This window comes from Gorillibacterium terrae (genome assembly GCF_051594785.1).
GTDB lineage: Bacteria > Bacillota > Bacilli > Paenibacillales > NBRC-103111 > Gorillibacterium.
This window is the reverse complement of record NZ_JBPPGI010000001.1, coordinates 1,488,837-1,511,573: the sequence shown is the minus strand read 5'-3', so window position 1 is coordinate 1,511,573 and position 22,737 is coordinate 1,488,837. Positions and strand designations below refer to the sequence as shown.

The following is a 22,737-nucleotide window of genomic DNA, read 5'->3' as shown; positions in this document are numbered from 1 at the left end:
CCTTATTGTCCGGCTTGAAATGTGATATCGTCCAGAAAGACTACACTACCAGCACCGACCGCCATTCCCGCATTCAGGAAGAGTGCTCCGCTAGGGGAAATGGTAATGTAGCCAGTTATTAATGTGCCTCCGGATGAAACAGACATAGCAAGAACTTGGACAGCGTAAAGCGGTCGGTATCCGCTAGGCAACGTATAGAGTGTTCCGGATATTCCACCTGTCACAATGCCGCGCAGATGAACAAATCCCGAAGAATTCCGGAAATAAGAGGCAGGCGCATCAGTTCCTTGCCCCCGATTGGACCACCCATTGAGCAGCGTCGGCGTAATCCACCCCGGCGCGTCCTTGCTCGCGGCTCCCGTCTCCAGCGCATCCAGCCGAGCAGACAGTGCAGGCAACGCCTCCACAACCGCATCCACCGCTCCGCGCAGGTTGGGTCCGTAATCGGCGGTCATGGAGTCGGGCGCTATGCCGAGCTTGTACGTATCCAAGGTGAGGTAGGTGACGCTATAGACGGCGGACGGGTCGAAGCTGGCCGCTGCACAACTCGCTTGCCAAACCCCGTCGTAAAAGATCGTCCATGCTAAATCACGTTTACCGTCACGTTTTATGTTTAGGATCTTTCCGGGGCGATAGCGGAGCGAACCGCCAAGAGACGGTGCATTAATCCAGTAAGCCGCACTGTAAAACCGTGGGTCAGCTCGCTCCCGCACAACAATGCCCGTCCCGACCTCGATGAGGTTTTGTCCGGCATGCAGCGATATACTGCCCTCTTGCGTAATCTGCTCGTCGACCGGTGCGGCGAGCTGGTATTGGAGTCGGCATGGTGTCCAGTTCGGTGCTTGCGTCGTCGGCAAGGTCTGCGTCCACCCGTCGGCATCGGAATCACCGTTAAGGGTAACGCCATTTTTTCGATACAGCCATCCTTTCGTTCCCGTACCGTTATATGCCGTTGTAGCCGGTTGGGTCCAAATGAACATTTTCCACCCAAGGAAATACGCCTTGATCTCGTCGGCTGTCGGTGTGTAGCTGTCGCCCCATCCGCTTTCCGCATTGGAGATGGAGACTATAAACTCGGACGCGTTCACCGCCACACGATCAGCCGCGTTTGCCGTATCTGCAACGGTTAGCGGTTTGCTGTCATACTTTGCAGCTATTCCGCTACCAGCCACCGCAGAAATTCCCGATGCCACACCGACACGCTTGAAACCGGTAAAGTTGTTATAGTGGAGCCACGGAAGGTCGCCGGACAAGTCCGCCGTCCGGAACCGCCGCATCACCCGGAATCGTCCGTCTCCGTCCTGATACACCTGATCGGCTACGCTGCCATCAACGTTGGCCGCCGCTTGGATACTGGTCAAGTAGATTGATTGGTCGGTATTGGGGACAAAGGCGGTTGCGGCGCTGCCGAGTTCGATCTGCGGATTGGCGAACGTAAATATGCCGGAAGATGTGTTAGCATAGATCGTTACTTGAATCTGAGCTGTATCCGCGTCTGTCGTGAACGTATATGGCGCGGAGTTATTGCCTTTGGTGAATTTATATACATTTGCCCCAGAAGAGTTTATAAACGCCACGTCAATATGCGCCGTTGCCGGTATTGTCAATGTGTACTGCTGGCTAGGCAACGCCGGAACCGCTACGCGCGATAGTTGTCCTGAGGCCGTGACATTGACGGTTAGCTTATATGGCTCGATAGCCTTGGCGTTGGCATGTAACGTCCATCGCGAATCCGTAAACGGAGGCAGCAGATTCTTACCGCTCTTCTTCATCCATACCCGATCTACGGATACAATCCCCTCTGTATAGGGCCAACGTGCAGCGACTTGGTCAGCGGTCATGGAGTCAATAGCGGCGTAGTCTGCGGCGCTAATTTCGTAGAGACGGAGCGAGTCTACTTTCACCTGTTGGCCAGAAGCTGTGAAATCCGCGCACACGTCAAGACGGATTTGCGTTAGTCCGGTTAAGTCCGCGGGCGCGAGTTTGAAGAAAACAGAAGCCCATGTCTTTACTGTTGCCGATAACGCCGACTTGATTGTAACTGCTCCATCTGCATTGAATGCACGGATATACGCGTAGTTCGTCGTTACGTTTTTGACCATAGCAACAGCAATGTAAAACTTCGAGGGGTCAATCGAATTTGTCCTTCTGATTTGAATTGAACCACTCGATGCATTAGACGTAGCAACGATCGACGACAATCCGGTGTTAAAATCTGACGTGTCCAAAGCGATAGTACCGCCAACAACCGTATACTTGCTTACGTCCTCAAAATTCCCATCGCGCCCCAACAAATTTACCAACGTCCGTCCCTTAAACGCCATATGCTGAAGCGGAGACGGTCGCTCTGCTTGGATAACCTGCTGTCCCGGCGTCAATGTGATCGGAACAGCGGCCGCTGGGTTGGACACACCTTGAAGCGCGTTGATGTCGTAAGCCGTCAGGTAACGAGCGATCTTCGTTCCGGTCTGCCAGGCCTTCGCGGTCGTTCCGTCGAAGCCGCGCGTCACTCCGGACAGCGTGTTGCCTGACTTGGCCGTATAGAGAATGGTTTCTGCTGTCTCGTCTACGCCGATTGTGGCGAGATTGGGGCCGTCCGGCAGTTTGGACGCATCCAGCACGGTTATCGTCGTAGCGGCCGCGGGGATTGCCGCGGTTAGTTCCGTCTGCGGGCTATTGGCGACCGCAGGATAAAGCTGCGCCATCTAAGAGCTCACCTCCATGTATTTACTGTGCGAAGCGTACGATCACGCTGCCGGCGAGAAATTTCGGCGTGTCGCCGGTCTGGATCGTTCGCGGGTTCGTGAGCGCCATCGACCATAACAGATTGCCGCCGGTGGCCGCCGAACGCAGTCCGACGTGGGTCACGAGGCCCCAATCGGCCGTTGCCACCGGAAATGATACGACTCCGCTGTTGCTTACTGTTTGCTTGCCGCTGATGACCGACGGTGCTACGAACGCGACCGTCTGCCGCGCATAAGCGCCCCCGCTCACCTCCGTGCCGGTGTCCGCCGCCGTAGGATCGGACGTATAAAGCGCCAGATAAACGGCAGCGGGCGGGGTCCATGCAGTATTGCGCACAGCTGCATTAAGCAGCGCCGCACTCAGATAGTTGCTGATTTGCATCGCCATGGTTTGTTACTCCTCTACGAGAAATTCGTTGGATAGGGTTAAGCCGTGAACGGTATTCGTACCGACGTTTTGAATCGTGATAACCGGATAAGCGCTCATGTCGGAGTTCGAGGGGACTGTTATCGTCTGGGGGTCGCCTGTAATCCGAACCTCTGTGATCTGCTCGGGGCCGACGGGCCAGGGATCGTTCATCCGCAGCGGCACATCGGCGAGACGGGAGCCGGTCGAGCCGCTTAGGGCAAGCGTTCCGGCGTAGGTTGCGCGGTAATACTTTCCGGGCATATCCGCAAATTCCAGCGTCAGTTCACCGCGCCGCGCATTAAACACCCGAGCGAGATTTGCCATGGTTGCATGATACTCCGAGGGTCCGGCGGCAATCTCGAAGGTCAGGCCAATGTCGCGCGCGGCATACGTGGCGCCGAAATCGAGGACGCCATCCGCGCCTGCAAGCTTAACTGTATGGTCTTCGCTCGTCGGCAGGACCGGGAGACGCCGCTCATATAACGACGCTCCGATTGTCGACAGCCACAATCCGTTAACGGCAACATCCATCATAGCTCCTTCCCTCCCATCGCCCGGAAGCGTTCCACCACGCGTGCGCGTTCATCGAAGAAGACGGCCGTATCCGCGCGATCCTCCAGCGTAACGTGGTCGACGCCCATATCGATCGAAACATTCGTAACCGGAACGACCGGAGCGGCCGACGCCAAACGGGGAGCCGACAAGGCCGCAAATAACGCCGCCTGCTGCCGCGAATTGAGCACAATCTCCCCGGCATGGGCCTCGACGATAACCGGCTCGCCATAACGGCCTTGAACGATGCCGCCGCTGGCGAAGGATTGGAGCTTGCCGGTATCCTGCGCAATGCCGTATAAAGTACGAATCTCTTGATTTCGCGCGGCGAGTTGCGCCATCGTTGCGGTGTCTCCGCGTCTGCGTGCCGCTTCCCAGGCGTCCTTGTTCGCGTTATACTCGGCCAGATCGGAAGCCTTTCTCGCCGATTCAACCACCGACAGCTTGCCTTTGTATTCGGTTAGGAACGAGTCGAGGTCGGCGAGGATCGCGGCATTCGCTTTTCCGGCTTCGGACACCCGGAACGCGGCGAGCGACGATTCGAGCGTTTGAACATCGCTCGAGTAGGTTTCGAAGGCCCCGATCAGGGTATCGTATTGCCCTTCGATCCGATCCTTCTTTTCGTCGAGAGCCGTTTCTTCGCGGGCGGTTTCCTTTTCCAAGGCTTCCCGCTGGGATTCGAGCTGCCGCTTCTCCAGCTCACGTTGATGCTCCAAAACCATCCGGTCACGTTCTTGAATCGTCTTCTCGCGTTCCGCGATTCCGTCGGGGCCGACGGCGCTTGCCAATTGATCGATCCGGGCGTTCTTCTCGGCAAGCTCCGTTTCGTAGTCCGCATCCGCGTTCAAGGCCTCTTCGGCTTTGAGCAGCGCATCTATCGCGTCGAGCTTGTCTTTTTGCGAGCTTAGATAAGTCCGCTTTTCTTCGTCGATCGCATCCAGAGCCGCCTTCTTGGCGGTTTCGAGACGTCCTTTTTCCTGAGTGGAAAAGTCCTCCGCCTGCTTGGTCGCCGCATCGATCAGGTTCTTGCGCGCGCTGTACAATTGCTCATCCGCCTGCTTGTAGTAATCCGTGTTGGCCTCGTATTGGTCGCGGAGCTTGGTCCATTGCTCGATCCGGTAAGCCGCCACCTCCGCCTCCGACTTGCCGGAATCCTCCAACAGACGAACGGAACGGTCGATCTCATCGGATCGTTCGGAGTACGCCTCACTCTCCTCCTCCGCAATGGCTCGAATTAATGAAGTCCGGGCTTGGCGAACTTGTTCGTCGGCGGCGATGTACTGCTCGGAATCTTTGCTGTACCGGCTGCGCACGTTCGTCCATAGATACAGCAGTTGGTTGGCCTTCTCCCGTTCCGACTTGCCCGCATCCTCCATGCTCTTCTGCTGGCGTTCGATCACGGAGGCCGAAAAATCGTAGCGGGCCTTGACGGAATCCTCGCGAAGACGCTTAAGCTGCAATTCCATCGTTCGCTCATCCTCAAGACTGTCCGCCAAGTACTTCTTGTGCTTGACGGCGAGCTCCTCATACGCCTGGATTTGCTTATCGGCACTCCAGTCGTATAACTCCGTCTGGTACCGAACCGTTTTGAGATCGGCCTCATACGCCTGCTTGCGCTGATCCGCTTGAACCTCTGCGAGCGTCTTTCCGACGGCGCCTTTGGCGGTGTTCTCCGTCTTCACTCCTTCATCGGAGGGAATCTTAATTCGAGAGCCGGTCAGATTGTCCCTGGCCTTTTTGAGAGTGTTGAGGGTATCGGCAGCCTCGCGCTGCTTTTTCTTGGCAGCCTCGGAATCCTTCCTGGCACTGGCAGATACCGCATTCGCCACAATGGGATTGGTGTAATTGACTTCTTCCAAAAGAGAAATCCCATAAGCCGGTTCCCGGGTTGGAGCAACCGCTCCATCGGAAAACTGTCCGGTTTGCGGCGTTTTTCCGGCGACGGCATCCATCGCCTTAATCAGTTGCTCGTAATTATTGATCTGTGCATCAATCGATTTTTTTTGAACTTCCGTTGTGGCGATCAGACTATCCATAAAGGCAACCTGCGCCTTGATCGCCTCGTCCATCCAGGTTCGTTCCGTCTGAATCTGATTCTCCACAACCCCCAGATTCGCAATCCGAAGCTGCCCATTCTTCTCCGTCTTCGTATTGAGATCCGGAAACTGATCCTTGATCGTCTGCATGTTTTCGGCGAGCTTTTTCTCTTGATCGGCATTTAGGTTTGTCTGTCCGGCGAGCTTCTTATAGCTCGAGAGAGCTTCTTCGACCGTCTTCAGCTTCGCGTTCTTGGCGGCGTTCGCCTCGATCTCGGCACGCTTTTCTTCAAACAAAGCGCCGGTGGAATCGTCGACGGCTTGCTTTAACTCCTGCAGCTTGGAGGTCGCATCCTCCACCCCGTCGTACCCCAGGTTGTGAAGCAATTTGTCCGACTTCGCCATTTCCTTGTTCATCTCGCGGAGATCGACGGCCCGCTGTGATCCGGCACTGAATCCCACCCCGTAATCTCGGTCTTTAATGCCCTGGATTTGACGCTCAATTGCTGCCCGCTGATCCAGAGCATCGGTAATCTGCTGGATCCTGTTCCGCAGTTCTTCCAATTCGCTAACGTTTCGCTCCAACGGATTCTCGCTCAGTACCTGATTCAGCTTGGCCTGCTCCTCGCGGAACTCCTTGGCCGCCTGCTTATTCTCCTGAAAGTGGCCCCACAGCGCTCCCAACCCAGCCGACAAGGCGCCGACGGCCAGGGTGATGACCCCGAGCAGAGGAATGCTGAGCTGCAACGCCTCCAGACCCAACGCCGCTTCCAAGGAAGCCATTGTCACCTGGCTAAGTCCTTTCCTCAGCGCAAGGAGGCCCACCAGGCCCGCCGCTAAGAGCGGAGTTATCGTGGCAAAAGCGATGATCGCCGCTCTAAGCGAAGGGTCCAGCTCCGTGAACCCCAGAATGATCCCGGTCAAGGCTTGCACGACTGCCTGAATAGCCGGAGCGAACGTTTCACCCACGGTGAGACCGGCCGCGGCAAACGCCTGCTTGAGGCTCTCAATGGAGCCATTCAGCGTGTTGCTCTGTAGCTCGGCCAGTTGCGCCGCCGTCCCTTGGGCGTTCTGCAGCGACGCCGTATAGGTGTCGAAGGTATTGGCGCCTTCCGACACAAGCGACAGCAAGCCGTCGGCGGCGTCCTGGCCTACCAGCGCAGCAGCGGCTTCGCCGCGCTGGGCGTCGGTCAAGCCGTCGAACGCACCTTGGAGCTGGGCGATCAGATTGGACAGGGGCACCATCGTGCCTGTCCCGGTCTGGAGCGACAGCCCCAGGCGATCCATCGCCTCCGCCGCTTCCTTCGACGGAGAGGCGAGCGCAGACAGCATGTCGGCAAGCGTACTGCCTGCCTGCTCGCCGTCCATTCCCGAGCGGGCCAGCTCACCGATGGCCGCTGTCGTATCTTCCAGAGATACGCCCAGCTTCTGCGCCGAGGGTGCCGCCTGCTCGAGACCCGCACCGAGCTCGTTGATCCCGATGTGCGAATCCTGCGACGACTGAGCCAGAACATCCGCCAGGCGTCCGGCCTCTGCCGCATCCAGACCGAAGCCGCGCAGCAGGCCGGCCGTTCGCTCGGCGGTGGCGCCAAGCTCCGCCTGGGCCGCCTCCGCCAGCGTCGTCACCCCCGGCATCGCCTGAAGCACCTGCGTCGAGGACAGCCCCTGCCGGCCAAGCACCGCCATGCCGTCGGCGGCTTCCTTGGCGCTGAACTTCGTGTCGGTACCGAGTCGGATCGCTTGGCTGCGAAGCTGCTCGAAATCGCGCCCGGTTGCGCCGGTTGCCGTTCGGACGCCAGCCATCGCCTGCTCGAAGTCGCCGGCAATGGCGATAGATTTCCGAATGGCGGCTTCAATGCCTTGTGTCATCTGGAAAAAAGCCGTTCTTACCCCATCGGCGACCTTCTCGGCCGCTTCTGTCTTTCCCTTCAACTCGTCGGCCGCTTCACTTGCACTTCGGATCGCGTCCACCGACTGCCCGATCTGCTCCAATGCGCTCGAGGCTTGCCTGGCGTGCTGGGTCAACCCCGCCATACTGCCGCTCACTCGTTCGGACAACTCGTTGTACCGGCGCAGGTTGTTCAAGACATCGGCCGATATTCTCGTTAAATCGGTACTGATCTTCCTCACCCTCTTCCGCTTGCGAGCTGCCGGCGCGCCCGCTCAAAACTATCCTCGTCGAATTCCGCCTTCTCTCCGCCGCCGAAGCCGGCTTGCCGCTGGAGCAGATCGGCATAACGCCGGAAAGCTTCGGCGTCGGTCGTCTGGGACATGATGGCGGTGTTCAGCTCCGCCAGCGCCTCCTGAGCCCTTCGTCGGTCCAAAGCGTCCAGAACGTCCAGCAAATCCATCACGTAGTATTCGTCCTCAAGCTGAGCCTGGGTCTTGTCGAGCCGCACGGCAGCCTCCGCCAAGAATTGCACCACGCTTAGAGCGCGTCCTGGAGCGGAGCCTTGGCTGCGGCCGACAGGTTCAGGACGCTTTGCGCGTTTTTTAGGAGAGCTCCGAAGTTGTTCGCTTTCGCGGTGGCGGTAAAGAACGCCACAACCTCGTCCAGCGAAGCATGCCCGCGCAGCCAGTCTTTGTCGAGTCCGCTGAGCAGCGCGACGACGCTGAGTCCCTCTCCGAGCGATTCCCGAAGGGCAATGACAAAGTAACCGGCCCGATCTTCGGGCGGAGCCGACAGCACGGTCAGAACAAGCTGCGGCAGCGACTCGATGACGGTAAAGAGCTCCTGCCATTGCCCCACTGTGATCTTGCGAATGGGTACCGTTTTGGCTTCCGTCTGGCCTTCTCCGAAGGTAACGCCTTCCACGGGCATCCGTTTGTTCAAACGCATGTTAGTTCCTCCTTGGATGAGCCGGAACGGCGAGCCTCAAGCCCGCTGCTCCGGCGCAGTTCTGATCAGACGGCCGATACAGTCTCGTCGCCCAGAATCAGCACGATGTTGCGTGCGTCGGGGGTGGCGCGCAGCGTGACATTGGTGATCCGCTCGTTCTCGTTGTTATAGGAGTACGACAGATCGGTCTCGCTGTAAGCCAGCGGCAGGGTTACCCAGTAATCGGCATCCGTCAGCCGGGCGAGCGGCTTGATGATCGCCTTCTTGGCGGAATCGATCAGATTCACGCCAACCCCCGTCTTGATCTCTACCTTGGAATTGCCGTTCTTGGTGACGATAGAGGCGCCGGCCATGATCTTCGGAATCATCGCAAGCTCGTATTCGCCGAACGGAATGGTTACATGGACATTGCGTCCGGTGATGCGCTTGCCGACCACCGATTCGCCCGTCTGATCGGTCTTTTGTTCGCGGTAGGTCGTTTCGGTCGTCAGCACGACGCCGCCGATGGTGGTTTCAAACGTCACTTTGTCGGCTCCTTCGCCGTATTCGACGATGGCCGGGCCGAGCTCGATTTTGTTGATATTCTGAGTCATTGTACTTCCTCCTAGAGTAAGGTTAGGGTAAATTGCTGGCTATACAGCGCGCGTCCGGCCTCGTCCTTGCCGATGTAGCAAGGAGCGGACTGGTCCGCTTCGCAGGCGATCACCCGCGTCTGGCCGCAGGCAAATTCCGTTTGGTTGCGCAGGCTTGCAAAAAGGGAATTCGAGGCCGACTCTGCCGCAGACATTCCCGGAGATCGGATCACGATCAACAAACCGGGATAGGCCCGAGGGGTTGTCCGGCTCGGTTCCCGCCCCGGCATCAGACGGCAATAGCCGCAATCGTCGGGGTCTTCGGGCGAGAAATCATTGATAACAAATGGCATGTCCGTAACGAGCGCGCTTACCAGCTCACAAACCTCGCCAATCTTCAGCATCCGCTTCTCCTGTTCCGCCGCAGGATGCGGCTTCGTTCTGAGGCCATGGATACGAGTCTTCCGCCAGTAGGCTTGCCTTAACGGAAGATAACAAGAACTCGGCCTGCAGGAGGTGCTCGCATGCTGCAGCCAGCCCTTCCCGGCCAAGGCGATCCCGTTCGCGCATGTGCCGCAGCCATTCCGTTCGTTCTTTCTCCAACCGTTTCCGTTCAGTAGCCTGGGTCCGCAGCCGTTCGGCTTCACGTCGCTCAAGCTCGGCCAATCTGCGCCTCAATTCGGCGGCGGAAGCATATTTTCGCCGTTCACGACTGAGCCGTTCCGTGATCAGCGCGTCCAGTTCCTCCTGGGTAAAGGTCTTTTCCGGCTTGGTCTCCGGCTTCGGGTGTATCCTCATGATGGCCTCCCGCGATGGTGCGCCGCGTCGCGCATGAATTCCGCAGAGTTTATCGTCTTGCCGCGTCTGGACGGCGGATGGGAATCCGCTGGACGAAAGAAGCTGAAACGCTTCCCTCATAACTTAAGGGCGGCTAGAGGGCAAAAATATACCTTCCCTTTTAAAATCTCTCAACCGGTCGAAACCGCCGCTGCACCAACTCGGGTACTTTGTTCGTCCTTAGCCGCTCTCGCAGCTTCGCGTATCCTGGCCAAGCTATCCACATAGGCCGTTTCATAAGCCGTTCGCACCCGTCTTATGGGCGGACGGGCGGATACTCGTTCGGCCGTGTAATCTTTGGCCGCATAATCCGATACCTCTCGCTTGTGCCGCACCTGAAGCTGCCATTCGCTCAGAATCGGATATTCGGTACGCATCGCTTTGTCGGGATGCCGGTCCCTCAACTCCTCGAACAGAATCGCGTCGGTCAGTCCATTCATCACTTCTTCCTTTGGGCGACATCCGCCAAGAGCCGTGAGGTAATGACAGGTGACCAATTCGATCAGAGCGTTTCTTTCCGTACGGTCCGTTACTTGATAGACAACGCTTTTGTAAGGATAAGGAAGACCAAGCCGGATCGCTTCCGTGATTGCCGAGCCGAGCCTTTGATAGTGTTCATGACCATTCATCTGAATTTTGCTCCTTTCAGGTAAACCCTTTTGATCCTAATTCCTACCGACTGCCCTTAACCCGATTGTTTCATTATCCGGCTCTTGACGCCTGAACCTCGGTCTTGCTGCCGCAATTCTCCCAACTGCGAAATACATGGGCGATCCGGGCTACGGCCGCTCCCAGGTGAAGGCTGACATTCTTTTGGGCAATGCCCGCCGCAAGCGCCGTTTCCGATTGGGTGAGCTGACGGGGGCCGTACATCAGCGAGAGAACTTCGCGCTGCCGATCGGTCAGCTTCGCTTCCTTCAGTGCATCCTGCAAATCAAGCAAAAGATCGCAAGCCGCGTAATCTCCGGTATAACGCCTTTCGGCGATCGGATAAAAGTCGCGGAGAAGCAGCTTAATCCCGGCTTCTCGTTGCAGCCCGGCGGTGACTGTGACCACGCAGCGAACTTCCGTATGCTCCTGATTCCTCTTCACCGTTCCCGCTGTTCCCATAGCATTGCTCCTTAATCCAAACACATGTTCGGTTTTTGGTTATCTCTATTCTACCTCAGAATGAACCGCAAAAAGTCTCATTTTGATATCAAGTTCATCATTCGCTATCTTACCGCTCGAAATTGATAATATTATTATCATTCTGCCTATAAAAAAGGCGCTTCCGCCCGACAGCCTGTCGAACCGGAGACGCTTTATCCTTACCTAGAGAAAAGGAAAAGGACATCGTCATGACGATGTCCTTCTCATGGTCGGAGTAACACGATTTGAACGTGCGACCTCACCCACCCCAAGGGTGCGCGCTACCAGACTGCGCTATACCCCGACACTGCAATTTTGCTGCCTTTTTCGGCCGCAAGAAAGAGTTTATAACATCGGCAGGCGATTGTCAACCATCTTTTTGCTAAGTCGCTTGGTATAAAAAAACGTGCGCTCCAAAAGAGCGGCACGATTTTTTAACGGCTATGGATTAGGAGTTCCGTCGACGAGCAGCGTATGTACGACTATTCGCAGGGTCCGAATCCCGAACCGGTCTTGGCGATTAGCGGAGGCCTTCTCTCAGCGTCTTGCCCGCCTTGAAGGACGCTACCTTGCTTGCTTCAATATCGATCTCTTCCCCGGTCTGCGGGTTGCGGCCCTTGCGGGCGGAACGTTCGCGAACCTCGAAGTTGCCAAAGCCGACGAGCTGAACCTTATCTCCGGCTTGAAGAGCTTCCGTGATGGCGTCGAACACGGCTTCCACCGCCTTGGTTGCGTCCTTCTTGGAAAGCTCGGACGTTTCAGCCACCTTCGTGATCAAATCCGTTTTATTCATGTCATTCACCTCCTTAAGGACGAAGAAGTACCTATCAATCTGTCTTCACGTTTTCGTAAGGAAATATACGCCAATCCGCGAAAATTCCTGAAACTCCCACGCTTCAGGACAGATTTATAGTAATACACCACCGGGGCAATTTCAAGTGTCGGCGCTCCCAAAAATGGCTCTACAGTCCGGTTTTTTGCCTTTGCAAGCGTTTTCTTCCTTCAAAGGGGCAAAGCCACCGTTCCGTTCCGCAAAAAAGCCCCGCGGCGGATGCCGCGGAGCGGGGACGAAAGCGCGTTACAGGATAATCGCGATGAGGCCGCCGGAGCCTTCGTTGATGATTCGGCCGAGCGTTTCCTGCAGCTTGTAGCGGGCATTGTCGGGCATCATGGCCAGCTTGCCTTGAATGCCCTCGCGTACGATGGAGTGAAGCGACCGGCCGAAAATATCGGAATCCCAGATCTTGAGCGGATTCTCTTCGAAGTCCTGCATCAGGTAGCGGACCAGTTCCTCGCTCTGCTTCTCGGTGCCGATGATCGGCGAGAATTCCGATTCCACATCTACCCGAATCATGTGGATGGACGGCGCCGTCGCTTTCAGCCGAACCCCGAAGCGGGAGCCCTGGCGGATCAGCTCCGGCTCGTCGAGCGCCATCTCGGCCAACGTCGGCGGCGCAATGCCGTAGCCGGTCGTCTTGACCATCTCCAGCGCCTCGGCAAACTGGTCGTATTCCCGCTTGGCGTGGGCGAACTCCTGCATGAGCTGGAGCAGATGATCCTTGCCGCGGATTTCGACGCCGACCACCTCCATCAGGATCTGGTCGTAGAGCTCATCCGGGGCGTACAAGTCGATTTCGGCGACGCCCTGGCCCATATTCATGTCGGCCAAGGCGGCCCGTTCGATGAAGTCGTAGGCCGCGAAGTGGCTGACCACGCGGTCCACGTCGCGCAGCCGGCGAATGTCCTGCACCGTATCGCGGACGGAATTCTCAAAGCTGTTGCGCAGCCAGTGGTTATCCTTCAGCACCATAACCCAGCTCGGCAGGTTGACGTTTACTTCGTGAACGGGGAATTCGTAGAGGACCTCCCGCAGAACGCCGGTGACCTCCTCCTCGCCCATCGTCGCGGCGCTCAGGGCCAGCACCGGGATGTCATACTTGGCGGAGAGCTCGCCGCGAAGCTCCTGGGCCGCTTCGCTGTTCGGCTTGGCGGAGTTGATAATCAGGATGAACGGCTTGCCGACCTCCTTGAGCTCGGCGACCACCCGTTCTTCCGCCGATACATAAGAGGAGCGGGGAATGTCCGAGATCGTGCCGTCGGTCGTCACGACCACGCCCAGGGTGGAATGCTCCTGGATGACCTTGCGCGTGCCGATCTCCGCCGCTTCTTCGAACGGAATCGGCTCGTCGAACCAGGGCGTATTGATCATCCGCGGGCCATTCTCATCCTCATAGCCCTTCGCTCCTTCGACCGCATACCCCACGCAGTCCACCAAGCGGACGTTGACGTTCAGCCCTTCCGCTACGGTAATCTGCACCGCATTGTTCGGCACGAACTTCGGTTCCGTCGTCATGATGGTTCGTCCAGCCGCGCTCTGAGGCAGCTCGTCGGTCGCACGGATGCGGTCGGCTTCGCTCCGAATGTTCGGCAAAACCCCGGCTTCCATGAAACGCTTAATGAAGGTGGATTTGCCGGTGCGCACGGCCCCCACGACCCCCAGGTAGATATCCCCGCCGGTTCGTTCTGCGATGTCCTTAAAGATATCAACTTTCTCCAATTGAGATCTCCTCCTACAGGTTGATGTAACGAAGCAAGCGGAAGCCTGCGAACCACTAAGGTCAGAACCGGTCCGAAGCTCAAGGTGACTTCGGCCATGGAACGGTTCCATGGGAAGGCTCGTCACGCGACCACACTCGTACCATCCTTTATACTGGTAAAAATATATGTGCACGCTCATAGAATATGCCAGCAAATCGCAAACTTGGCCCAAAAACAAAAAACCGGCTCCTCCCTCCGAAGAAGGAAAAGCCGGCTTCCGCCGCTTGCCCGCCGTCCGAAGACGGGCGATTCTTTCATTTGGAATCTGGCAAAATCCGAGAAGCGCCCACTTACCAGAGGGAGTCCTCTTCCTTCTGTTTGGCAAGCTGTGCCCGAATCGCCGCCTTGAGCGGGTCCTCCGGTACCTGAACGACCGCATCCCCATGCACCCGCGCCTGGCAGGCCAAGCGAACGCCGCTCGCTGCCAGCGGCCCGAGCTTCTGCCGTTCCGCCGGGTTCGGCGGGGTTAAGCCGCTTTGGTCTTCGACCGTAACCTTGCACATCAGGCAGCCGGCCATGCCGGCGCAGCGGGAGCGGATCTGGACCTTTCCCTTCCTCGCCGCTTCCATCAGACTCGTGCCCGGCCGGACGTCCACGTCGACGCCGTCCGGTTCAAAGCGAATATGAGGCATCTTCTCCGCCTCCTTTTCTCTCAAAATAGCAGTGGAGCGGAATCGCTCCGATCAGGAGCCGAAGCGATGGCCTGTCCGTCTCCTGCTTGAAAAAGAACCGGAGCTCTGCCCGAGTCCGGTTGATTCTACTGTGAGGCTGGGGTTATTTTTTCTTCGTCAGAAGCTTCATGAGGGATTCGAGACTGCCGAGGTTCATCTTGCCGCCGGTTCCCTTCACGGCCTGGATGATTTCCTTGGTCGTCTCCTCGGAAACGGGGATGTTCACCATCGTCGACACTTGATTGATCAGCTTGCGCAGCTGTTTTTCATCCTGCGTCGTGTTCGGAGTAACCCCGCTTGCGATATTCTTGATGTCCTTTTCGGTCACGTTCTTTCCGGTCTTGTTCTTGACCAGATTGAGCACGTCTTTAGACACATTTTTGCTCATGCTCCTACCACCTCCATCGTTGCCGACTAGGGTAGGATATGAGTTTTTTTAGCCGCCGGTGTGGGCGCAGCCCGGGAAGGACGGCGACTCTACGGGAAGTTCGGTCAGCAATCGTCTCTGCCAGTTCTAAAAGCGAACTAGCCGATCCAGTTGGAGGCGGCCGCCTGGGCTACCTCTTCGATCTCATGTGTCCGAACGCGGCCCATGAGGTCTTCGACGGCATCCTTGGGGTTCTTGCCCTCGAACAGCACTTCGTAGAGCGCGTCCGTGATCGGCATCTTCACGTCCAACTCCCGGGACAATACCGACGCCGACCGCGTGGTCTTGACGCCTTCGACCACCATGCCCATATGATCCAGCACCTCCTGAAGCGGCTTGCCTTGGCCGAGCAGGTAGCCGGCGTTCCAGTTCCGGCTGTGGCGGCTGGTGCAGGTGACGATCAGGTCGCCGATGCCGGCCAGTCCCGCGAAGGTTAACGGATTGGCCTCCATCTTTACCCCGAGGCGGACAATCTCCGCCAGCCCGCGGGTCATAAGCGCCGCCTTGGCGTTGTCGCCGTAGCCCAGGCCGTCCGACATGCCGACGCCGAGGGCGATGATGTTCTTGAGCGCCCCGGCAATCTCTACGCCCGTTACATCCGGATTCGTATATACCCGAAAATAGCCGCTCATGAACAGGTCCTGCACCGCTTCGGCCGCTTCGATCTGCTCGGACGCGACGACGGTCGTCGTCGGGCAGCGCAGCACGACCTCTTCCGCGTGGCTCGGTCCGGACAAGACGACGAGCCGGCTCGGGTCGTAAGCCGGAATCTCTTCGGCGATGACCCGCGTCATCCGCTTCAGCGTCTCCGGCTCGAAGCCTTTGGTGGCATGAACCAGCACAGAAGCGGGGTCCAGATATCGCCCGACCTGAGCCGCCACCTGGCGCATAGCCGATGAAGGGGCGACCAGAATGACGGCTTCCGCACCCTTCAGCGCTTCCTCCATCGAGGCCGTGGCCCGAATCCGCTCGGAGAGCGTCACATCGCGAAGAAATCGTTGATTCGTGTGCTGGGTGTTGATTTCCTGCACCTGCTCCTCGTTGCGCGACCATAGGGCAACCTCGTGCCCGTTGTTCGCCAGCACCGTAGCCAGTGCCGTTCCCCAACTTCCCGCTACCATCACTGCTGCTTTTCTAGCCAACCCGCATTCCCCTTTCCCGTCCGTTTGCGGTCAGAGCGACCGCTTGGCTCCGAGTTTGTTTTCTTTCCGCTGCCAAAGGCGGACGATATTGGACCGGTGCCGATAGAAGGCGAACACCATGATGACCAGGCTGCTCCAGATCAGCTCGGGCTCGGCATGCGTCAGCAGCAGGAAGATCGGGGTCAGGAAGGTAAAAATGAGAGCTCCCAAGGATACATAACGGGTGATGGCGATGGACAGAATGGCAAAAATCCCGGCAAACAGCGCCGGCCAAAAGCACAGCGTCGCCAACACGCCGATCGTCGAGGCGATGCCTTTGCCTCCCTTGAAACGGAAAAATACCGGCCAGTTGTGGCCGATGATGACCGCGAGCCCGCAAAGAATCTCCACCCAGATTTCTCCGTCGCCGAGCAGCCGGCCGATCCATACGGCGCCGATCCCCTTCAGCACATCGAGCGCCAATACCAGGATGCCCGGCCCCTTGCCGAGCACCCGGAGGGTATTGGTCGCACCGGCGTTGCCGCTGCCGTGCTGGCGGATGTCGATGCCCTTCAGCTTGCCGATCAGCACGCTGAAGCTGATGGAGCCGAGCAGATAACTGAGCAGAATGGCCACATATTCCATAACAACCGTCTCCTATTCGTCCGACGCTTTCCGGCGGGTAATGAGCCGCAGAGGGGTTCCTTCAAAGTTAAACGATTCCCGCAGCCGGTTTTCCAAAAACCGCGTATACGAGAAATGCATAAGCTCCGGATCGTTCACAAAGAGCACGATGGTCGGCGGCTTCACGGTGACTTGGGTCGCATAGTTGATACGCAGCCTTCTCCCCTTATCCGTCGGGGGCGGGGTGACCGATACGGCATCGTTGATCACATCGTTCAGTACCGAGGTCGGGATTCGCATCGCGTGATGCTCGGCGACCTCAGCCACGACCGGCAGGAGCTTGTGCAGCCGCTGCTTCGTCTTCGCGGACAAGAAGACCACCGGCGCATAGGTCATGAACAGGAAGTGGTCGCGGATCGTCTGGGTGAACCGCTGCATGGTCTTGTCGTCCTTCTCTACCACGTCCCATTTGTTCACGACGAACAGACAAGCCTTCCCCGCTTCATGGGCGAAGCCGGCGATGTGCTTATCCTGCTCGATGATGCCTTCCTCGCCGTTCAGGACGACGAGTACCACGTCCGCCCGCTCGATCGCCTTCATCGCCCGCATGACGCTGTACTTCTCCACATTCTCGTAGACCTTGCCGCGCTTGCGCATACCGGCGGTGTCGATCAGCACGAACTTCTGCCCGTCCCGCTCAAAGGGGGAGTCGATGGCATCCCGCGTCGTGCCCGCCACGGGGCTGACGATGACGCGGTCCTCGCCCAATATCGCGTTGACGAGCGACGATTTGCCGACGTTCGGCCGGCCGATCAGCGCGACGCGGATGACCTCCTCGCCGTACGGATCGTCCTCCTCCTCGGGAAAATGCTTGACAGCCTCCTCGAGCAGATCGCCGATGCCGATGCCGTGGGCGCCCGAGATCGGAATCGGTTCGCCGAAGCCGAGGCTGTAGAATTCATAGATGCTTTCCTGCATCTTGATATTGTCGGTTTTGTTGACGGCGACGACGACGGGCTTGCCGGACCGGAACAGCAGCTGGCCGACTTCCTCGTCCTGGGGCGTCAGCCCCGCTTTGGCGTCCACCATGAAGATGATGACGTCCGATTCCTCGATCGCCAGCTCCGCCTGCACGCGGATCGACTTCAACATTTCGTCCTCTCCGTCGATCTCGATACCGCCGGTGTCGATGACGCTGAACGGCTTGTCCAGCCATTCCCCCGTCCCGTACAGCCGATCCCGGGTAATTCCCGGACGGTCTTCGACGATGGCCAGCCGATCCCCGACCAATCGATTGAAGATCGTCGACTTCCCCACATTGGGGCGTCCGACGATGGCAATCACGGGTTTTGCCATGGGGTTCACTCCTGTCTCTATTTGCGCATAATTTTCACAAGCTACATCATACCAAACTTGCACAGCCTTGGCTACTTTACCCGTTGAATGAAAAAGGGGAACAGACGGCTTGGAGCCGCTTCCCGGTCTGTCCTCCACGAGGGGTATCAGCGTATCCGGCGAAACGGAAACCGCTGCCATTTCCCCTCGAGATACCGCCACGCTCCGATATGGAGGATGCAGATCAGCGAGACCAAGCGGGCGGCCCAGAGGGTCAGCCACCATTCGTCCCAAAACGCCTGGCCGGCCCACTCCCGCTCCGCATAGACGGGCAGCTCGACGATGTTGGTCAAATCCAGCAGAAGCAGCGCCACGGACATCACCGGCAATTGGTAGCGGGGATCGCGCAGGCACAGCCCGAGCACTCCGGCCAGCACCAGGGCGTAGTCGATCTCCGGCGTCGTCAGAATCATCGACGGAGCGGTTACCGCCCATTCCCCGGTCAGATGCCCCGCCGCTGCCAGGAATACGCCGGCGCAGAGGACGGCGATCCGTTCGATGCCGGTTTTCAGCATGCCGATATCGTAGGCGACGAACAGCAGCAGAATGATCGCCGTTCCCCGCACCGTAAGTCCGGTGAACGGAAAGCTCGAGAGCGAGAACAGAACCGCCAAGGCCCCGAACACCACCACCCGCCGCGGGCGAATACCCCGGGCGATGACCGTTTCCCAGCCGGTGGCAAACAGGATCAGCGTGCCGATCAGATAGACGTATCCCAGCGCCCCCGCATGCATGGCCCACCCCTCTTTCGCTGCGCGATACCGATAGTATGGGCGAATTAGAGGCCGATGTTACGGACCCTGCGTGCAATGGCGGAGGTGTCGATTCCCCGTTCCCGGCACCAGTGGGCCGTCTCGCCGCCGATCACGGCGGGAACCTGCCACAGCTCGGGAATCGAACCGGCTCCCAGGGCGGTCATGAGCAGCCGGATGCCCTCCTCGGTCCGGCGCACGAAGCCGACCAGCCCTTCGGCGCCTTCTTCCTGCACCACGCGCAGCAGCTTCCCCGCCATTCCGGCGGCGGCTGCCCCGAGCAGCAGAGCCGTTACAATATCGCGGCTGTTCCGGAGCCCGCCGCTCGCCATAATCCGGCCCGGCGGGTACCAAGCTCCCGCCTCCAAGAGCGACGCGGCCGTCGGAATACCCCAGCCGCCCAGCCACTCGATCGGCCGGTCCCGGCGGGCATTCTCGATCGCCGCGAAGTCGGTCCCTCCGCGCCCGCCCACGTCAAGAAGCGGCACGCCCGCTTGGGCGAGCCGTTCCGCCGTCTCCCGGCTCAGGCCGAAGCCGACTTCCTTGACGATCACCGGCACCTCCACCGCCTTGACGATGGCCTCGATCCGGCGGCAAGCTCCAGTGAAATCCCGGTCGCCTTCCGGCATGACCAGCTCCTGCATCACGTTCAGGTGGATTTGTAGCGCATTCGCTTCCAGCATGTCCACCGCCCGCTTGGCTTGGTCGACGGTCGCCTCCGAGCCCAGGTTGGCGAACAGCACACCCTTGGCATGGACCTGCCGCACCACCCGATAGGTGGAATCGACTTCCGGGCTGCGAAGCGCGGCCATCTGCGAGCCTACCGCCATCGCGAGGCCGCATTCGGCCGCCGCCTCCGCCAACGCCCGGTTGACGGCTTCCGTCTCCCCTGCTCCGCCGGTCATCGCATTAACGACAATCGGCGAACTCAAGGTGAGTTCGCCGAATCGGACAGCAAGGGAGACGGAGCCGAACGCTTGCTCCGGAAGGCCGGCCGGCACAGGGTGAACATCATTCAGCCCGTTTGCGCCGGTCGGCTCCTGCCGGAGTGCGTGATGGATATGCTCCATTTTGCGCGAGATGCGCATGGTTCAACCTCCGCTTACTTATTCAAGATCATGCCGCTTAAGCCGATCTCATTTAAATTTGCTCAGCTTGTCGCCGAAGCGTTCGCCCAGGGTAAGGTTAAGGGCCTGGTTGTACTCGTCGGAGATCGTTTCCTTCGGCTGACGGCGTTCGCCACGTTCGCCGCGTTCCGGACGGGTCGATTGAGCCGGAGCTTCTTCCGTTTCCTTGATGGACAGGCTGACGCGCTTCTCATCCGGATTGATATCCAGAATCTTCACGTTCACCTGCTCGCCTTCCTTCAGCACTTCATGCGGAGTGCCGATGTGACGATGGGCGATCTGGGAAATGTGAACCAGACCTTCCACGCCGGGCAGCACTTCGACGAAAGCGCCGAAGCTCGCCAGACGCTTAACGGTACCGGTCACGATGGAGCCGATTTCCAGCTCTTCCTTGACGCGCTGCCACGGACCCGGTTGAGCCGCCTTGAGGCTCAGGCTGATGCGCTCGTTGGCCGGATCGACCTTAAGCACCTTCACGCGAACCTGGTCGCCTTCCTTGACGATCTCGGAAGGATGCTCGACATGGCTCCAGGACATTTCGGAGATATGCACCAGGCCGTCGACTCCGCCCACATCGACGAATACGCCGAACGGGGTAAGGCGCTGAACCGTGCCTTCGATTTCTTGTCCAGGGGTGATGCCGGCCAGGATTTCCTGCTTCTTGGCTTCGTATTCTTCGTCCAGAACATCCTTCTGGGACAGGATGACCTTGTTCTTCTCGCGGTCCAGTTCCTTCACGCGCAGACGAAGAACGCGGCCTTTGTAATCGCTGAAATCTTCAACGAAGTGACGTTCGACCATGGAAGCCGGGATGAAGCCGCGCAGGCCCACGTCCACGACGAGTCCGCCTTTGACGACGTCCACGACCTTCGCTTCGATGACTTCCTTGGAATCCTGCTTGGCCTGCAGATCGGACCAAGCATTCTCGCTGTCAATGGCGCGCTTGGAGAGGACAAGCTTCTCCTTCTCGTCATTCAGGGAGACGACCTTCAGTTCGACTTCCTGGCCGACTTCTACGACGTCCTGAGCGCTGCCGACCTGGACGGAGGACAGCTCACGGATCGGGATGATGCCGTCGTACTTGTAGCCGATATCGACAAATGCTTGGTCATCGTCCACCTTGACGATTTTGCCGCGGACGACCGTCCCCTTCTTCAGCAGCGCGACGCCATAAGCGTCTTCTTCAACATCGGGTGCGGATACTTCCGCCGCTGCGTTTGCTTCCTCCACCGTTTCGGGCTCGACATGAGCTACGGTTTCTTCACCGGTGGCTTGGGGGGCGGCTTCCGGGTTTACTCCCGTTTCAGGTGTAGAGTTCCCTTGCACTTTGTTTTCTTCCGTCATAACCGATAACCTCCTAACGTTTAACAACCCAACAGCTACAAAATGGGTAAAATAAACATAATGTATGAGTAGTATAGTTCCAAGATACCATTTCCATTCACTTCAATCAATTTTTACCCAGCTTTTTATGGGTTGTAACCATATTTCGGATAACCGACATGATTTTTTCCGTGGCGGCCTCCAGCTGGTCGGAACCGCCGTCCGCAAATTCCGCGAGATCGACGGGCGGTCCGTAAATGACGGTCGTTCGGTGAAATGGCTTATAGCTGCCTAGAATCGCAATGGGTACGACCGCGGCCTGCGAACGCAGGGCCAGCATAGCCGCCCCCTTCTTCCCGGCTCCGCCGCTGTTCGAGCGGCTTCCTTCGGGAAATATGGTGATGACCTTGCCCGATTTGAGCAGTTCGATCGAATGCTTGATCGATTCCTTGCTCACCCCGCCGCGCTTGACGGGAAAAGCGCCCAGCTTGCGGATCAGCGGCCCGAGAACCGGAACGCGAAACAGCTCCGCCTTGGCCATGAACGTGACCGGACGTTTCTTCAAGCAAACGGCTACCACGAGCGGGTCATGGTTGCTGGTATGGTTGGCGCAAAGAATGACCGGCCCTTCCGAGGGGACATTCTCCATACCCCGGCCTTCCAACCGGAACACAACCGAATAGAACACACCGGCCAAAGACCGGCAAACCTGGTAAATCATCGGCGGCTCCTCCGCTACACATAAGATCGGCACATGGACAATACGGCTTCGACCACTTCGGCAAGCTCCATCTCGGTGGTATCCAGCAGGATGGCGTTATCCGCCCGGCGAAGCGGCGAGGCTTCGCGATTCGTGTCGATTTGATCGCGCCGGGAAATCTCGGCTTCCATCTCCTCGATCGTCTGCTCCGGGGTGCCCGCCTCCGCGTATCGCCGCTCCGCCCGCCTCCGCGCGCTGGCCGTCAAGAACACCTTCACTTCCGCATCGGGAAGCACGCTCGTGCCGATATCGCGGCCGTCCATGACGACGCCCTTCTCCCGCGCAAGCTCCTTTTGCTTCTCCACGAGAAGCCGGCGCACTTCGCGGTTCTGGGCAATAAACGACACGTTGCGGTTGATGTCCGCCGATCGTATGTAATCCGTAACGTTTTCCCCGTCCACGAAGACAAGCTGCCCCTGCTCGGAGCGGGCCAGTCGAATCTCCATGTTCCGGGTAGCCCGGGCCACTTCTTCCGCGTCGTCCGGGCGAAGTCCAAGCTGCAGGATTTTCCAGGTTACCGCCCGGTACATGGCGCCGGTGTCCACATAGACAAACCCGAGTGCGCTTGCCACCAGCCGTGCCACCGTGCTTTTGCCTGCTCCTGCCGGCCCGTCGAGAGCGATGTTGATCCGATTCAAGTTGAGTTGCCCCCAATCGGCCGCTTTGACCTCATCCGTATACGGTCAAACGCGCCGTGAACGTAATCGCGCGCGCTCCGCGTCAAGCGGAGCGCTCGAAGGAAGCGCATCCCTCGACGAAAAAAGCAGGCGCTTGCCTGCCCAACATCAGAAAGTATACCAAAACAGGCTCCCCGCTGTA

23 protein-coding genes and 1 tRNA gene are annotated in these 22,737 nt (G+C 58.4%); all 24 read right to left on the bottom strand.

The window, feature by feature from the left end:
• Positions 1 to 2 precede the first annotated feature (2 nt).
• The 24 genes from ACSEXS_RS06450 to cmk all read right to left on the bottom strand — a co-directional run bounded on the left by ACSEXS_RS06450 (position 3) and on the right by cmk (position 22,556).
• Complete coding sequence (locus tag ACSEXS_RS06450) at positions 3 to 2,705, bottom strand: hypothetical protein (RefSeq protein WP_438432338.1); 2,703 nt, start codon at positions 2,703 to 2,705, stop codon at positions 3 to 5.
• 22 nt (positions 2,706 to 2,727) lie between these two features.
• Complete coding sequence (locus ACSEXS_RS06445) at positions 2,728 to 3,126, bottom strand: phage tail fiber protein (RefSeq protein WP_438433101.1); 399 nt, start codon at positions 3,124 to 3,126, stop codon at positions 2,728 to 2,730.
• A 12-nt stretch (positions 3,127 to 3,138) separates the two neighbouring features.
• Positions 3,139 to 3,687, bottom strand: a complete 549-nt coding sequence (locus ACSEXS_RS06440) for a phage tail domain-containing protein (protein WP_438432337.1) — start codon at positions 3,685 to 3,687, stop codon at positions 3,139 to 3,141.
• Positions 3,684 to 7,871: a phage tail tape measure protein gene (locus ACSEXS_RS06435; protein ID WP_438432336.1), complete on the bottom strand. Its 4,188-nt coding sequence runs from the start codon at positions 7,869 to 7,871 to the stop codon at positions 3,684 to 3,686. Before ACSEXS_RS06435 ends, ACSEXS_RS06440 begins: the two co-directional genes overlap by 4 nt.
• The gene (locus ACSEXS_RS06430) at positions 7,868 to 8,167 is read right to left on the bottom strand and encodes a hypothetical protein (protein ID WP_438432335.1); all 300 of its coding nucleotides are present in this window, start codon (positions 8,165 to 8,167) and stop codon (positions 7,868 to 7,870) included. Before ACSEXS_RS06430 ends, ACSEXS_RS06435 begins: the two co-directional genes overlap by 4 nt.
• Positions 8,168 to 8,169: 2 nt before the next feature.
• Positions 8,170 to 8,580, bottom strand: coding sequence for a hypothetical protein (locus ACSEXS_RS06425; protein WP_438432334.1), 411 nt, complete (start codon positions 8,578 to 8,580; stop codon positions 8,170 to 8,172).
• Between the two features lie 65 nt (positions 8,581 to 8,645).
• Complete coding sequence (locus tag ACSEXS_RS06420; protein ID WP_438432333.1) at positions 8,646 to 9,173, bottom strand: hypothetical protein; 528 nt, start codon at positions 9,171 to 9,173, stop codon at positions 8,646 to 8,648.
• Positions 9,174 to 9,184: 11 nt separating this feature from the next.
• Positions 9,185 to 9,556, bottom strand: a complete 372-nt coding sequence (locus ACSEXS_RS06415) for a minor capsid protein (RefSeq protein WP_438432332.1) — start codon at positions 9,554 to 9,556, stop codon at positions 9,185 to 9,187.
• Positions 9,531 to 9,950 (bottom strand): hypothetical protein, encoded by a 420-nt coding sequence (locus ACSEXS_RS06410; protein ID WP_438432331.1) that lies wholly within the window; start codon positions 9,948 to 9,950, stop codon positions 9,531 to 9,533. Before ACSEXS_RS06410 ends, ACSEXS_RS06415 begins: the two co-directional genes overlap by 26 nt.
• Before the next feature lie 170 nt (positions 9,951 to 10,120).
• On the bottom strand, positions 10,121 to 10,618 hold the full coding sequence (locus ACSEXS_RS06405) for a hypothetical protein (protein WP_438432330.1): 498 nt from the start codon (positions 10,616 to 10,618) through the stop codon (positions 10,121 to 10,123).
• 73 nt (positions 10,619 to 10,691) lie between these two features.
• The gene (locus ACSEXS_RS06400) at positions 10,692 to 11,099 is read right to left on the bottom strand and encodes a sigma factor-like helix-turn-helix DNA-binding protein (protein WP_438432329.1); all 408 of its coding nucleotides are present in this window, start codon (positions 11,097 to 11,099) and stop codon (positions 10,692 to 10,694) included.
• A gap of 248 nt (positions 11,100 to 11,347) precedes the next feature.
• Positions 11,348 to 11,424, bottom strand: a tRNA-Pro gene (locus tag ACSEXS_RS06395).
• 216 nt (positions 11,425 to 11,640) lie between these two features.
• Positions 11,641 to 11,913 carry a non-specific DNA-binding protein Hbs gene (gene hbs, locus ACSEXS_RS06390; protein ID WP_438432328.1) on the bottom strand — a complete coding sequence of 91 codons (273 nt, stop codon included), beginning with the start codon at positions 11,911 to 11,913 and terminating at the stop codon, positions 11,641 to 11,643.
• A 285-nt stretch (positions 11,914 to 12,198) separates the two neighbouring features.
• Positions 12,199 to 13,677 (bottom strand): stage IV sporulation protein A, encoded by a 1,479-nt coding sequence (spoIVA, locus tag ACSEXS_RS06385; protein ID WP_438432327.1) that lies wholly within the window; start codon positions 13,675 to 13,677, stop codon positions 12,199 to 12,201.
• A 331-nt stretch (positions 13,678 to 14,008) separates the two neighbouring features.
• On the bottom strand, positions 14,009 to 14,350 hold the full coding sequence (locus ACSEXS_RS06380) for a 2Fe-2S iron-sulfur cluster-binding protein (RefSeq protein WP_438432326.1): 342 nt from the start codon (positions 14,348 to 14,350) through the stop codon (positions 14,009 to 14,011).
• A 142-nt stretch (positions 14,351 to 14,492) separates the two neighbouring features.
• A complete protein-coding gene (locus ACSEXS_RS06375; protein ID WP_438432325.1) occupies positions 14,493 to 14,777 on the bottom strand; it encodes a stage VI sporulation protein F in 285 nt (94 codons plus the stop codon).
• Positions 14,778 to 14,914: 137 nt separating this feature from the next.
• The gene (locus ACSEXS_RS06370; protein WP_438432324.1) at positions 14,915 to 15,958 is read right to left on the bottom strand and encodes an NAD(P)H-dependent glycerol-3-phosphate dehydrogenase; all 1,044 of its coding nucleotides are present in this window, start codon (positions 15,956 to 15,958) and stop codon (positions 14,915 to 14,917) included.
• 30 nt (positions 15,959 to 15,988) lie between these two features.
• On the bottom strand, positions 15,989 to 16,582 hold the full coding sequence (gene plsY, locus ACSEXS_RS06365; protein WP_438432323.1) for a glycerol-3-phosphate 1-O-acyltransferase PlsY: 594 nt from the start codon (positions 16,580 to 16,582) through the stop codon (positions 15,989 to 15,991).
• Between the two features lie 12 nt (positions 16,583 to 16,594).
• The gene (gene der / locus ACSEXS_RS06360; RefSeq protein WP_438432322.1) at positions 16,595 to 17,917 is read right to left on the bottom strand and encodes a ribosome biogenesis GTPase Der; all 1,323 of its coding nucleotides are present in this window, start codon (positions 17,915 to 17,917) and stop codon (positions 16,595 to 16,597) included.
• 146 nt (positions 17,918 to 18,063) lie between these two features.
• Positions 18,064 to 18,690 (bottom strand): hypothetical protein, encoded by a 627-nt coding sequence (locus tag ACSEXS_RS06355; RefSeq protein ID WP_438432321.1) that lies wholly within the window; start codon positions 18,688 to 18,690, stop codon positions 18,064 to 18,066.
• Between the two features lie 44 nt (positions 18,691 to 18,734).
• A complete protein-coding gene (fni, locus tag ACSEXS_RS06350; protein WP_438432320.1) occupies positions 18,735 to 19,796 on the bottom strand; it encodes a type 2 isopentenyl-diphosphate Delta-isomerase in 1,062 nt (353 codons plus the stop codon).
• Between the two features lie 48 nt (positions 19,797 to 19,844).
• Positions 19,845 to 21,179 (bottom strand): 30S ribosomal protein S1, encoded by a 1,335-nt coding sequence (gene rpsA, locus ACSEXS_RS06345; RefSeq protein ID WP_438432319.1) that lies wholly within the window; start codon positions 21,177 to 21,179, stop codon positions 19,845 to 19,847.
• Between the two features lie 106 nt (positions 21,180 to 21,285).
• On the bottom strand, positions 21,286 to 21,879 hold the full coding sequence (locus tag ACSEXS_RS06340; protein WP_438432318.1) for a lysophospholipid acyltransferase family protein: 594 nt from the start codon (positions 21,877 to 21,879) through the stop codon (positions 21,286 to 21,288).
• Positions 21,880 to 21,893: 14 nt separating this feature from the next.
• Positions 21,894 to 22,556, bottom strand: a complete 663-nt coding sequence (gene cmk / locus ACSEXS_RS06335; protein ID WP_438432317.1) for a (d)CMP kinase — start codon at positions 22,554 to 22,556, stop codon at positions 21,894 to 21,896.
• Positions 22,557 to 22,737 lie beyond the last annotated feature (181 nt).

Bases quoted from the DNA above. Each gene is read 5' to 3' on its own strand.
- ACSEXS_RS06450 (WP_438432338.1), bottom strand. From the start codon at position 2,705: ATGGCGCAGCTTTATCCTGCGGTCGCCAATAGCCCGCAGACGGAACTA.
- ACSEXS_RS06445 (WP_438433101.1), bottom strand. From the start codon at position 3,126: ATGCAAATCAGCAACTATCTGAGTGCGGCGCTGCTTAATGCAGCTGTG.
- ACSEXS_RS06440 (WP_438432337.1), bottom strand. From the start codon at position 3,687: ATGATGGATGTTGCCGTTAACGGATTGTGGCTGTCGACAATCGGAGCG.
- ACSEXS_RS06425 (WP_438432334.1), bottom strand. From the start codon at position 8,580: ATGCGTTTGAACAAACGGATGCCCGTGGAAGGCGTTACCTTCGGAGAA.
- ACSEXS_RS06420 (WP_438432333.1), bottom strand. From the start codon at position 9,173: ATGACTCAGAATATCAACAAAATCGAGCTCGGCCCGGCCATCGTCGAA.
- ACSEXS_RS06415 (WP_438432332.1), bottom strand. From the start codon at position 9,556: ATGCTGAAGATTGGCGAGGTTTGTGAGCTGGTAAGCGCGCTCGTTACG.
- ACSEXS_RS06410 (WP_438432331.1), bottom strand. From the start codon at position 9,950: ATGAGGATACACCCGAAGCCGGAGACCAAGCCGGAAAAGACCTTTACC.
- ACSEXS_RS06405 (WP_438432330.1), bottom strand. From the start codon at position 10,618: ATGAATGGTCATGAACACTATCAAAGGCTCGGCTCGGCAATCACGGAA.
- ACSEXS_RS06400 (WP_438432329.1), bottom strand. From the start codon at position 11,099: ATGGGAACAGCGGGAACGGTGAAGAGGAATCAGGAGCATACGGAAGTT.
- hbs (WP_438432328.1), bottom strand. From the start codon at position 11,913: ATGAATAAAACGGATTTGATCACGAAGGTGGCTGAAACGTCCGAGCTT.
- ACSEXS_RS06380 (WP_438432326.1), bottom strand. From the start codon at position 14,350: ATGCCTCATATTCGCTTTGAACCGGACGGCGTCGACGTGGACGTCCGG.
- ACSEXS_RS06375 (WP_438432325.1), bottom strand. From the start codon at position 14,777: ATGAGCAAAAATGTGTCTAAAGACGTGCTCAATCTGGTCAAGAACAAG.
- plsY (WP_438432323.1), bottom strand. From the start codon at position 16,582: ATGGAATATGTGGCCATTCTGCTCAGTTATCTGCTCGGCTCCATCAGC.
- der (WP_438432322.1), bottom strand. From the start codon at position 17,917: ATGGCAAAACCCGTGATTGCCATCGTCGGACGCCCCAATGTGGGGAAG.
- ACSEXS_RS06355 (WP_438432321.1), bottom strand. From the start codon at position 18,690: ATGCATGCGGGGGCGCTGGGATACGTCTATCTGATCGGCACGCTGATC.
- fni (WP_438432320.1), bottom strand. From the start codon at position 19,796: ATGCGCATCTCGCGCAAAATGGAGCATATCCATCACGCACTCCGGCAG.
- rpsA (WP_438432319.1), bottom strand. From the start codon at position 21,179: ATGACGGAAGAAAACAAAGTGCAAGGGAACTCTACACCTGAAACGGGA.
- ACSEXS_RS06340 (WP_438432318.1), bottom strand. From the start codon at position 21,879: ATGATTTACCAGGTTTGCCGGTCTTTGGCCGGTGTGTTCTATTCGGTT.